The 12,041-nt window shown below is 55.4% G+C and carries 10 protein-coding genes and 2 pseudogenes; 9 read left to right on the top strand and 3 right to left on the bottom strand.

What is annotated here, in order from left to right; all coding sequences use genetic code 11:
* A pseudogene (locus ASD03_RS40200) lies at nt 1–127 on the bottom strand (integrase); the annotation flags it as partial.
* Between ASD03_RS40200 and ASD03_RS40845 the strand changes: the two are divergent.
* Nucleotides 119–286, top strand: a pseudogene (locus ASD03_RS40845) (GNAT family protein); the annotation flags it as partial. The pseudogenes ASD03_RS40200 and ASD03_RS40845 sit on opposite strands and share 9 nt — an antisense overlap.
* A 33-nt stretch (nt 287–319) precedes the next feature.
* Nucleotides 320–808: a dihydrofolate reductase gene (locus ASD03_RS29600; protein WP_057217847.1), complete on the top strand. Its 489-nt coding sequence runs from the start codon at nt 320–322 to the stop codon at nt 806–808.
* A gap of 178 nt (nt 809–986) precedes the next feature.
* Here the strand turns inward: ASD03_RS29600 and ASD03_RS29595 are convergent, their stop codons facing one another.
* Both ASD03_RS29595 and ASD03_RS29590 read right to left on the bottom strand, forming a co-directional pair.
* Nucleotides 987–1,700: a DNA helicase gene (locus ASD03_RS29595; protein WP_057217845.1), complete on the bottom strand. Its 714-nt coding sequence runs from the start codon at nt 1,698–1,700 to the stop codon at nt 987–989.
* 564 nt (nt 1,701–2,264) lie between these two features.
* The gene (locus ASD03_RS29590) at nt 2,265–3,191 is read right to left on the bottom strand and encodes a LysR family transcriptional regulator (protein ID WP_025429744.1); all 927 of its coding nucleotides are present in this window, start codon (nt 3,189–3,191) and stop codon (nt 2,265–2,267) included.
* 131 nt (nt 3,192–3,322) lie between these two features.
* Here ASD03_RS29590 and ASD03_RS29585 point away from each other — a divergent pair, with 131 nt between their 5' ends.
* From ASD03_RS29585 to ASD03_RS38330, 7 genes are all read left to right on the top strand, one after another.
* A complete protein-coding gene (locus ASD03_RS29585; RefSeq protein WP_057217843.1) occupies nt 3,323–4,225 on the top strand; it encodes a serine hydrolase in 903 nt (300 codons plus the stop codon).
* Nucleotides 4,226–4,263: 38 nt separating this feature from the next.
* Nucleotides 4,264–5,865, top strand: a complete 1,602-nt coding sequence (locus ASD03_RS29580; protein WP_063978394.1) for an ABC transporter substrate-binding protein — start codon at nt 4,264–4,266, stop codon at nt 5,863–5,865.
* 164 nt (nt 5,866–6,029) lie between these two features.
* Nucleotides 6,030–6,962 carry an ABC transporter permease gene (locus ASD03_RS29575; protein ID WP_025429747.1) on the top strand — a complete coding sequence of 311 codons (933 nt, stop codon included), beginning with the start codon at nt 6,030–6,032 and terminating at the stop codon, nt 6,960–6,962.
* A gap of 59 nt (nt 6,963–7,021) precedes the next feature.
* Nucleotides 7,022–7,840, top strand: coding sequence for an ABC transporter permease (locus ASD03_RS29570; RefSeq protein WP_025429748.1), 819 nt, complete (start codon nt 7,022–7,024; stop codon nt 7,838–7,840).
* Nucleotides 7,840–8,820 carry an ABC transporter ATP-binding protein gene (locus ASD03_RS29565; protein ID WP_057217841.1) on the top strand — a complete coding sequence of 327 codons (981 nt, stop codon included), beginning with the start codon at nt 7,840–7,842 and terminating at the stop codon, nt 8,818–8,820. Before ASD03_RS29570 ends, ASD03_RS29565 begins: the two co-directional genes overlap by 1 nt.
* The gene (locus tag ASD03_RS29560; protein ID WP_025429750.1) at nt 8,813–9,838 is read left to right on the top strand and encodes an oligopeptide/dipeptide ABC transporter ATP-binding protein; all 1,026 of its coding nucleotides are present in this window, start codon (nt 8,813–8,815) and stop codon (nt 9,836–9,838) included. The genes ASD03_RS29565 and ASD03_RS29560 overlap by 8 nt, the downstream gene beginning before the upstream one ends.
* 4 nt (nt 9,839–9,842) lie before the next feature.
* Nucleotides 9,843–11,405, top strand: a complete 1,563-nt coding sequence (locus ASD03_RS38330; RefSeq protein WP_057217839.1) for a succinylglutamate desuccinylase/aspartoacylase family protein — start codon at nt 9,843–9,845, stop codon at nt 11,403–11,405.
* Nucleotides 11,406–12,041 lie beyond the last annotated feature (636 nt).

Here is a 12,041-nt window from a genome sequence, read left to right as displayed (position 1 = left end):
CCGTCACCGCCTTTTTGCTCTTGCGTTGCCGCGGCCGTGCACTGGCGCGAACGGCCAGTCGCAGGGCGGATTTCAGCGAAGGGCGGTCAAAGGAACCGACGAGGCCTCGCCAACGGGTGAGAAATGCGGTTTCGTGGTCGAAGGACGAGAGCGGGAAACTGCTTTCGTGAATGGGATGTGGCATGACGACCTCATGATGGGTCAGCGGAACAACGATGCCCGGCAGTTTCGCGCCAATAGCCGTCATGACCGTTGCAGCCAAGTACGGAATCTAAAACGGTCTTGACCCAACGGGCACGGGACGTAGGAAGGGACAGCCATGAAGCCAATCGTTCTTGTCGCAGCAATGGATGCCGCCCGTGCAATTGGGCGCGGCAACGAGATTCCGTGGCATATTCCCGGAGAACAAAAGCGCTTCAAGGAACTGACAATGGGCAAGGCTTTGATCATGGGGCGTATGACCTATGCGTCGCTTCCCCGGCCGCTTCCAGGAAGGCATTGCATCGTGCTCTCCCGCACGGCTGCAGATGATACACCCAACGTACATTCTGCTGTGTCCGTCGAGGAGGCTCTTTCGCTTGCCTCAGCCTTGCCGGGTTCGGAGATCACCATCGGGGGAGGCCAACAGGTTTACGAGCTTTTTCTTCCGCTTGCGGATCGTATTCATCTGACTGTGCTCAAAGCGCCATTCGGCGGCGACCGCCATTTTCCCCTCATACCTGACGATAAATTTGCGATTTCCGAATCAGAGCAAGTTGATGGCCCTGTTCCCTATAAATGCCTTACGTTCGTACGCCGCGCAGCTTGAGAGTTTGCGGAAGACAGTTCAACCGAAGACGACGGCGGTCGCTTGAGTGAACGTCGACTACCCGCTAGCGAGTTCGATGCCGCTCTGGGCCGAACAGCGACGACCGCCTCGGCCGAATCGCGTCAGGAGCGGACTTTAGAGGAGACTTGCCGCGACCAGATAAGGTCACGGCAAGCAATCAGGCGACGTCTTGTAGCTGCGCTTCGCCGTTGTGAAGGAAGCATGCCTTGTTGAAAAGGCCGAGATCGACAAAGTTTGGAAGACGAATATCGCGAATGTCGGGAAGGCGTTTGCTTTCGGTGTCAAACGACCTGTCGATCTGCGAAATGAACGCCAGAACAACACCGGATCGTCGCGCGAAATCTCCGAGGGTCTGTACCTGTTCGGAAAGAACAGGCTTGCTCCGCTGCTGATCGAGTAACTGAAGATAGTCGATTACAGCAACTGTTCCCGGCTCCGATCCCGACATGTACTGGATGATGTAGTCCGCACTGATTTCATCAGCGGTAACAACCTGCACTCCATCGGCAACACTGCCACCATCCACTTCTAGTGTTCTGAGGTGCTTCCTGGCCTGTTGCTCTGTGAATTCTAATGTGAACAACGACGCCCTGCGATCATCTCGGGCTGCGTCAATCAGAAGCTGAAGACCGAGCGTGGTCTTGCCATGCCCAGGACGACCCGCGAGTAGCAGCAGGTCGCCGTTATCCAGGCGCGACAGTATCGTTCCGGAAAGCGTCCCGGAAGACATCCGAGACGACAGCAGGCTCCACCTTGCAAACCCCTCTTCTCGCGCAATCTGGTCTAATGCTTCGTTCAGGGGAACGTTGTTACTGCGTGCCATCAACTTGGCCCGACGTTTAAGTTGAAATATCGGTGCAGAAAGCTTCATCAAAGACCTCCATTGCGAGCCGAAACGCAACCCCTCCTAATGCGATGCTCGAACAGATGGTCCGATGATTTAGCCTCAACCCTACATGTGCGATGCTTTCCCGAAAGGAGGGGGGAGGCTTGGGTCGAGCCTGCAGTTATTACCTAGCGAGCTGCGTGATTCGCGGCAAGCGATCACGACCGCTAAGGGCCGAAAGCAGAAATATGAGTTAGCTCTTACAGACGCCGTCATTCGGGGTGTTGGATATTTGCGGCGTGAAGAGTCTTGACTGAGGCGCATACGTCGGCACGGTGGCGGCGATACCCTTTCTCAGCGTCCCGCATCAGCTGGTAAGGGGCGGCCGGTTTGTGCCTATATGGTCTCTTTTCCCAGTGCCTGGAGTAAACGCGAGAACAATGCGAGCCCTAGCTAATCACCTCCATACAACCGGGTGGCGTTGATATCGTCGTCGCAGCGAACTCCAAGATCACAGGATCGCGTTGAAATGCGAGGGTTTTCGAGGTGGGGTCGCCGGAGAAGGAAATGATCGACAATAGTCGCGTGCACGGCGGCAACACCCTCCATCTATTCAAGGTTCTTTTGGACCAATGTCTGATGCGCTTCCGCACATATCCGGGATAAATGCGACAACAACGCATCTGAACTGGCAATGACAGGGCGATTGATCGGACGCAACACGGACAGGACAAAATCCTGCGCAGGCAAAAAGCGCTTCAAAACCAGGCCGTGTTTCTCATAACTTAAAGCGGTGAGTGGATTTATAATTGAAACACCCAGTCCCTTTAGCACCAGTTCACACACGCTATTGGCGGATTGAGATGACAAAAACATTCGCCTTTTTGTCTCGGCCATATCGAAAACGCGTTCCACACTCAGGCGATAAGGGTCTTGCGAACCCAAGCTGATAAAGTTGATATCCTCGAAATCGTGAGGCTCAAGATGGTCACGTTGTGCCAGAGGATGATCCGACGGCATGATGGCAACAAGCTTGAATACCCATAGGACGCGCGATTCGGCATCTCTTTGTGTATAGATGTCCTCGATTAGACCAATATCAAAATTATAGCCGGAAACGCTTGACTGGTTACGGGGATCAACAGTGCTGATCTGCAATGTCAGTCCTGGTTGGGCGGCATTCAGGCGCGCAATCGCCTCGGGTAGGATGGTTTGTGCAAAAGCGGGCAGAGAAGCGACTGTCAGCACTTCTTCCGATGCATCACGCAAGCGAACGATAAATCCGTTGATACGGTCCAGGCCGATGAATGACGCCTGCACTTCCTCGAAAAGCTTGAGTGCTTTGGCTGTGGGCACCAATCTCTGCAGACGTCGCTCGAACAGGGGGAAGCCTATGTGCTTCTCCAGTCTCGACAACTCGCGCGTAATGGTTGGTTGCGAAGAACCAAGGGCGGCGGCCGCCGCTGTGACGGTGCCGAATTTCATAGTGGCGCGAAAAATCTCCACCTGACGCAAATTGATATGATTGTTGCTCAATCCCGCCTTCAACTTCCAAGGTTGAGGAGTTTCTACGGCACTTCATATCGCATTTGGATGAAGTTCAAACGACATTTCTATATCAAAGAGCAAAATTCCTTGGCTAACTTGCGCAAAACAAGGGAACAAAAATGAACGTCACGGTCCCAGTTTCACAGGCACATCCGGCGGCGCACGCGCTTGCACAAGCCTTATCCATGACAAATGGCGCGCTTGACGAGAGCCGCGTTGGCATTGCTGCCTGTCTTTATGATGCGCCCCTGCGTTTGGCCGATCCCGGCGAATTCCTGAATTTGCCATGGTTCGGACATCAGGCAACGAAGCCGGTTTATCCGGCAAGTGTTGTGAAGCTGTTCTTTCTGGATGCCTTGGCTTCTTTCCGAGAACAGGGGCTCTTGGCCGAACATACGGAAGACGACCGCGCCGCCGAGCAAATGATGGCCATTTCCTCCAATGAGGCGACGGTCTATCTCGTGGGGAGATTGACCGGCGCCGATGATGGCGCGCCCTTGCAAGGCGAAGCGCTGGAGGAATGGTGTGCGGCCCGCCACCGTGTTCAGCAATGGTTTCAGTCACAGAACCGTTCGGAATTTGCGGGCATCAATGTGTTGCATGGCACTTATGAGGACAGCCCCTACGGCCGCGCCAAGCAATTTCGCAATGGCAAAAACGGAAATCTTCTCACGGCACTATCCGCAGCCGCTTTGATGCACGATATCGCACGTGGTGCGCGTGCGCGTTCCGACTGGATGATGGGTCTGATGAACCGTGAGTTCCAGCGTCATCCAAATGATGCTGATCCAGCCGGCGACCAGGTCCTGGGTTTTCTGGTCGAAGGCTTGCCGCGGGACGTAATGACCTGGTCGAAAGCCGGGCATACATCGTGGACCAGGCATGATCTGGTTTATGGGGAAACACCGGATGGCAAAAGCTTTGTTCTCTGTGTGATGTGCGACGGGGAATGGTCAGCGACCGATAAGAGCTTCCTGCCCAATTTCGCTCAGCTCTTCTATCGACATGCCTTCCAAGCATAAGCCGGCGATCAGAAGCCGATCAACGAAAAGGGGAAAACATGAACTATCGCTCGATTGTGAAAGCTGCATTCCTTGCCGCCGCCCTGTCAGGGGCTGTTCCTGCAAGCATGGCCTGGGCAGCTGAACCCACGCCTGGCGGTACGCTGCACCTGGCAGCACCCTATGGCGCGGCCCTCAAAAGTCTCGACCCGCATGCGACGTACACCTCGCAGGACATGGTCGTCTCCAAAGCGTTTCACCGTTCCCTTTATACGTGGGATTCTGCCAAGAATGCGCCAGCTCTTGACCTGGCCGAACTGGTTCAAACCAGTGAAGACGGCAAAACGTTCACGTACAAGCTTTTTGACAACATCTATTTCCACAACGGACGCAAGCTGAGGACAGATGATGTGGTCTGGTCCTACACGCGCGTCATGGACCCGGAAAAGGGTTATCCAGGTGCGGTACAGGTCGGCACGCTCGTTGGGGCGCAGGAATATTCCAAGGGCGAAGCTAAAGAAATCAGCGGCGTGAAAAAGCTTGATGACCGCACTTTCTCGCTGACATTCAAGGACCTTGTCGATCCCGGTACGCAATTCTTCGAAGCGATCACAGCTATTCTGCCGAAAGAAGAAGTCGAAAGCGGAAACTTCCTGACCCATCCGGTTGGGCTCGGACCATTTGCCTTTGAAGATCATGTCGAAGGTTCTAAAATTTCCGGCAAGAAATTCGACAAGTATTACAAGCAGGGTAAGCCCTATGCTGATGCTGTGGATTTTACCATATCCGGCGACAACAGCGCCCTGGATATGGCATTTCGCGCTGGCGAACTGGATGCTACGGTTCTGTCTGAGAACGCCTATGTGCTCTACAAGGCTGATCCGGATCTTTCCAAGGGTCTGCTTGAAATTTCCGAAGTATTTACGCGCCATATGGGCTTCAACACGGAAAAGAAGCCATTTGACGATGCGCGCGTACGTCAGGCGATCAACTACGCTGTAGACCGCGACATCATCATCCGCAAACTTCTCAAAGACAAAGCCTATAAAGCAACGGGCTGGCTACCGGCAACATCCCCGGCCTTTGACAAAAATCGCGCGCCATATCCGTATGATCCTGCGAAAGCAAAGGAACTGCTGGCAGCAGCCGGTTATCCTGATGGCTTTGAAGTTACAATATCAGTAACGGAGGGGACGGCGAGCCTTGGTGTTTTGGAAGCCATGATGCCGTTTCTCAAGGAGGTCGGCATCACTGCCAAGGCCAAGGTAGTGGATTCCAACACGCTGGTTGATGAAATGAATCAGGGATCGGCCATGGCGTGGTTTCGTTCCGCGGGCACCGGACCTGATCCACTCACCGCCTTGCGCTGCTTTGACAGCCGCGTAAGCCGTTCAGGTTGCAACCGCAGTGCCTTCAAGGATCCCGCTTATGACGCAGTTCTGGATGCAGCCTCGGCTGAATCCGATCCGGCCAAGCGAATCGAACTTTTGAAGAAGGCGGATGCCTATATTTTTGAGAAGGCGCCTGTCTGGTTCAACAACTACAATAAAGCAGTCGTCGCGACCCAGCCGTGGATTCACGGAGTTGATGCCAATGTGACCGAAGCTGCGATTATTGAAGTGGATTCGCTTTGGCTCGACGATAACGCGCCTGGCCGTTAACTGGGTCGGTCCGGCAGTTAGGCCCTGTGTCGACTGCCGGAATATCGTTCAAACAAGCTGGAAAATCCCGCGCTCAACATTCCCGACGGGGCAGATTTCCCGAGCAGCCGCAACACGGGCCGCTTTTGTCAGCTTTCGAGCCAACGCGATTTATGGATACTCTTATGTTGATGGTGATTGGCAGGCGACTGCTGCAATCTCTGGTCACGGTTTTTGCTGCAATAACGCTGATCTTCTTCCTATTCAGCGTTATGCCCGGCACATTTGTGTCTTCGCTTTCCAGTGACAAACGCGACATTGACCCTACCGTTGCCGAACGGATCGAAAAAGAACTAGGCCTGAAAGATCCGTTGTTGGAGCGGTTCGGAAAATACATTGGCGGGCTCGCAACGGGTGATCTCGGCACCTCCTTTTCCACACAGCGTTCTGTCACCGCTATGCTTTCCAGTCGTATCGTCGCTTCGTTCAAACTTGCTGTTGCAGCAATTGCCTTTGCCATGATCGTCGGTCTGCCGCTGGGCTTCCTGGCAGCTGTGCGGCAGGGCACTTGGCTCGATACAACCGCGATGATCACAGCTGTGTCCGGCCTCTCGCTGCCCAGTTTCTGGTTCGGTTTGCTGGCCATGTATTTCATATCGCTGAAGCTTGGCTGGCTGCCTACTTTTGGCTATGGCAGCGGCAATTTCAGAAACCTGGTGCTGCCTGCTTTGACCCTGGGAATCGCCCCTATGGCCCTTTTGGCGCGCACGACCCGGGCGGCTGTGCTGGAGACCATGAATGCTGATTTCGTCCGTACCGCCAGGTCAAAAGGAAATTCGGAATTCCGCATCGTTACCAAGCATATGGCACGCAATGCCTTTGTACTGGTGCTGACAACAATCGGCCTGCAATTCGGCTCGATGCTGGGTGGGTCGGTCGTCATTGAGAACCTGTTTGCCTGGCCGGGTATCGGTTCGCTTTTGACGCAATCTGTTTCGATGCGCGACATACCGACGGTTCAAGGCTGCATTCTCGTGATCGTGCTCTTCTTCCTGATCATCAACACGCTTGTCGATATCGCCTATCTCGTGATCGACCCGCGCATTCGATATCGCTGAACGCCTATGGAAAAGCGTTTCTTGCAAGCAAACGAACATTTTGAACAGGACAGGCAGCACTGATGTTTCGCTCCAATCTTGTCATCGGGCTCACAATCTTCGTGACCATTATTCTGGTTGCACTGTTTGCGCCATGGATTGCCCACTACGATCCGGTTTCCGACTCCAAACTTCTCTATGCCGAAGAGGCACCAAGCGCACAGTTCTGGTTTGGCACCGATGAGCAGGGCAGGGATATTTTCTCGCGCATTGCCTATGGTGCGCGTATTTCGATCATGATCGGTCTTGCGGTCCAGACGATGAATACCTGCATAGGCGTTCTGCTGGGTCTTTCCGCGGGCTATGTCGGCGGCTGGTGGGACGAGTTCGTCCAGGGCCTGACAAATCTGATGCTATCCATTCCAACCATTGTGTTTGCCTTGGCTCTCATGGCGGTTCTTGGCCCCGGTCTGCCCAGCCTGCTGATTGCCCTTGGTTTGACGGATTGGGCCTATAGCTGTCGCATTTCGCGGGCGCAGGTTCTGACCCAAAAATCACAGAACTACGTACAGGCAGCCCGCACCCTCGGCTTCGGCAAATTCTACATCATGCTGCGCGAAATCCTGCCGAACATCGGCGGCCCACTCATTGTGGTGGCGACCATGGGCATCGGATCGGCCATCATGGCCGAAGCATCCCTGTCGTTTCTGGGTTTGGGTGTTGTTCCGCCCGCACCGAGTTGGGGAGGCATGCTCGCGCGTGCCCGTGAGCAGCTCATGGTCGCGCCGTGGGTCGCGATCTTCCCGGGTCTCGCCCTCTTCATCACCGTTCTCGGCTTCAACATGCTGGGTGACGGCTTGCGCGACCTGCTCGATCCGCACGGGAGGGCCAAACGGTGATGACTGACAGTTCCATTCTACAAGTCGAAAATCTTTCGATAGCACTGCGTGCCAAGGGACAGGACTTTCCCGCTGTGAACCAAATCGATTTTTCTATTCGAGCCGGTGAAGTGTTCGGGCTTGTCGGAGAATCGGGTTGCGGCAAGAGCCTGTGTGCCTTGACGATTGCGGGTTTGCTGCGCGAGCCATTGCACGTCACGCAGGGACGGGTACTCCTGGAGGGGCAGGATATCAATCGCTTGTCCAACAGGGACCTGCGACGTCTGCGCGGCGACCGCGTGGCCATGATTTTTCAAGAGCCGATGACGTCGCTTAATCCTCTGATGACTATCGGCGACCAGATCGGCGAAATGTTCGTGCTGCATGAAGGCATGAGCGTTCGCCAGGCCCGGCTAAAAGCCATTGAGGCGCTGGAACAGGTGCAGGTTCCAAGCCCGGAACGGCGTATCAAGGACTATCCGCACCAGCTTTCCGGTGGCATGCGCCAGCGTGTGATGATTGCGATTGCGCTGGCCTGCGATCCGGCCTTGCTGATTGCTGATGAGCCGACAACTGCACTGGACGTGACTATTCAGGCCGAGATTGTCGAACTCATACTCGATCTGTGCACAGCCCGGGGAACGGCGGTCCTGATGATTTCGCATGATCTGGGGCTGGTCGCACGCATGTGCCATCGGGTGGCGGTCATGTATGCCGGCCACATCGTGGAACAGCGTCGCGCCAGTGAGATTTTCACCGATCCGCGCCACCCTTATACGCATGGGCTCGTCGGTTCGTTGCCGCGCCTTGGCCGTCGGCTGCAGGAGGGGCGGTCCCGATTGGTCGAGATCAAGGGGGTCGTTCCTGGCCTGACGGAACGGGATATCGGGTGCGGCTTTGCTTCGCGCTGTCCGCGTGTCACCGATGAATGTCGGGCGATGATGCCGCCTGCGGCCCCCCTTGAAGAGCTGGGTTCGATTAGGTGTTTCCATCATGACTGAACAGATCATCGTCTTGACACCGACAGCTCGCGACAACAACGGCAACACTGCCGAAGTGCTCACCATTCGCGATCTGCGAATCCATTATTCTGTTCGCGAAGGCTTCCGGAAAAAGACACTGAAGGCTGTGAATGGAATTGATCTCTCTATCAAGGCAGGCGAATGCCTCGGCCTGGTTGGTGAGAGCGGCTGTGGCAAATCCACGCTTGCCGGCGCCATCATGGGGCTTGTCCCCATCACGTCCGGTTCCGTGCATGTGGCGGGGCAGGATGTGCCGACAGCAGTTAAAAGCGACCCGCTCGCCCAGGCGCGTAATGTGCAGATGGTATTCCAGGATCCCTTTGCCTCGCTCAATCCGCGGCGTTCTGTGCGAGAGGCCCTTGCCGCACCTTTGCGCCTCCATGGCGTGAAAGACAGCGCCGAGGTGGAAGCGCGTGTGATCGACATGTTGGCCAAGGTCGGCATGAAACCTGAAGCGGCAGATCGCAGACCGCACGAATTTTCCGGTGGCCAGAGACAGCGTATTTGTATCGCGCGGGCGTTGATTGTTAAACCGAAGCTGCTTGTCTGCGACGAGCCTGTTTCGGCCCTGGATGTGTCGATCCGCGCGCAGATCATCAACTTGCTGCTGGAATTGAAGGACGAACTCGGTATCGCGCTTTTGATGATTTCGCACGATCTTGGTGTCGTCGAACATATGAGCGATCGTATTGCCGTAATGTACCTGGGACGCATCGTCGAAGAGGGGGCATGGAGTGATATTTTCACCCATCCGCTGCATCCCTATACGCAGGCTTTGATCGCTTCCATTCCTGATCCGTTGGCGCCCACAGCGCGCCAGTGCCGGATGCAGGGTGAAGCACCGTCGCCGCTCAATCCCCCGCCGGGCTGTGCTTTCAATCCGCGTTGTCCCTCCGCATTTGATAAGTGCCGCGTGGGCGATATCCCCCCATTTACCAATTCGCCCGGTGATCGGTTCCACCGCGCCCGTTGTCATTTGTTAGAGCAGGCTAAATAAATCCATGCATCAAAACCCGTTTATGGTCGGAACCCTCGAGCAGCCCACAATTGTCGTGCGCACAGGACAGGATCCGCAAAACCCGCATATCGGTTTTCTAGCCATTGATGACTGGACCGTAAAATGCGCCATCGGCCGCAACGGACTGGTGGATCCGCAAATGAAACGCGAAGGCGATGGTAAAACCCCGCGGGGGCGCCACCCCCTGCGTTATGGTTTTTATGATCCAACCGTTTTCGGTGACGAACCACGCAGTTTCGATTTCCCGTTCTTGCCCAAGCCTGAAAATTATCGCTGGGTAGAAGATGCCGACAGTCCCTTCTATAATCAGCTGGTGTTTGAAACGGACGAAACACAGGCTTCACGACGCGGCGAGAGATTGTTTGATCTGATCATTCCTGTCGGCTGGAATGACGCGTTGCGCGAAGCCCGCGGGGGGTCTGCAATTTTTATCCACACGGCACGGCCGGATTATAGCGGCACGGCCGGTTGTGTGGTGGTCGCACATGATCATCTGATGGAACTCGCACGGCGCGTTCGTCCCGGCATGGTCGTTGATATTACTTCGATTGATGATCCGGCCACATCGCTTGCTCCTCTTGTTATTGCCCCCCCCAAATCCATTGAGAGTGTCACTTTCCACGGCATGGAGCCCGGTCCTCGTCTGATCGTCACGGGTTCTGTTCATGGCAATGAGCCTGCCGGTCCCTATGCGATCAACCGTTTGATCAATGAATTCCGCATCGGCCAAAGAGAGCTCGAGCGCGGTCAGGTTACATTCGTGCCGGTGGTAAACGGGCTCGCTTTTCGTAAAAATGAACGCATGGGAGACCGCAATTTCAATCGCGATCTTTCGGAGAGCGCCATCCCGCAGGACAACGAAGATCGGGTGGCCAATATCCTGTGCCCGTTGCTGCGTGCCCATGATGTGCTGATCGATCTGCATTCATTCAGCTCGCAAGGGGAAGCTTTCGCCTTGATCGGGCCGAAGGATAATCAAGGCTCGCTTGAACCCTTCGCCCATGAAGTAGCAGAAGCAAAACTGGCCCGGGCACTTGCCCTTCCACTGGTCGTGCATGGCTGGCTGCCTGCACACGAAAAAGCACTGAAACAGAAACGCGATGCAGGTGTAGCCGAAGGCCTTTCATCGCTGCATGGTATCGGCACCACGGAATACATGCGCTTTGCCGGTGGCTACGGCGTTACCGTTGAATGCGGCCAGCATCTGGATCCGAAGGGGCCGCAGGTCGGTTATGATTGCATCGTCAATGGCATGGCATCTCTCGGGCTGATTGCTGATCAGGGGCCGGAAACCGCAACACCGTATGTGCTGGAAATTTGCGATGCCGTTCTCGCCGATCATGAAGAGGATCATCTGGTAAAGCAGTTTACGGCTGGCGAACCGGTCACTGAAGGCGCGATCATCGGAAAGCGTGCCGACGGCAGCGCCATTGTGATGCCCTACGACGGGGCAATCATTTTCGCGGGGCTGACCGCGCCCGTGCATAGCGAGCTCTGCTTCCTTTGCAAACAGAGTAATCGTTTGGAAGTCAAAGTATCCGTCTGATCAAGCGATTTTTCCTTAAGTTTAAGTTATCGAAGGACGTAGCAAGGGATTGACGGTAGAAACGGCGGTCGGGGCGGTCGGTTCTTCAGCGGCACGATCTCGTCGTGCAAAAGCTGGTTGTCGACCTTAGCAGGGTGTTTTCCAGCCGCAGCGTCGCATTGTCTTCCCGAAGGGCGACGTTCGGCGCGAAGGGTCGTGACCTTCGCTGAAAGCTTGCTGACCTCATCGACTGCTTCCGTCGAAGGGTGGGAGGGGGAGGGCGCATCCGAGCGAAATTTCAGTCCTTCCGACGCCGACTTGGTCGCCGCCGATTTACGTTACGGTTCCGATGATGATGTAATAACATTACCTATGCAGTCGCTGTCAATCCCCGGAGGCGCGATGAACAACACCTGGCTGGCACGTGCCCGGCTGCCCTGCGGTCGTTAGGACCTTTCGGCGATCTAGACCAAAACAGCAAGATCGGTCGAGCACGTTATGGCCATGAGCGACTAGCTAGTGCCCATCCACAAACGGTAAGCCACTGAAATTATTGAAAGGCCGCATCACTGCCTATCGCGGCGCAACCGGCTTCGGCATCCGGCTCGATGGCGGCACCGCCTATTCGGGCGCGGTCATCACCCGCTACTACGATCC

The organism is Ensifer sp. Root127 (assembly GCF_001425225.1).
Classification (GTDB): Bacteria; Pseudomonadota; Alphaproteobacteria; order Rhizobiales; family Rhizobiaceae; genus Ensifer; species Ensifer canadensis.
The sequence above is the reverse complement of the archived record's forward strand: the minus strand, read 5'-3'. Positions and strand labels throughout refer to the sequence as shown.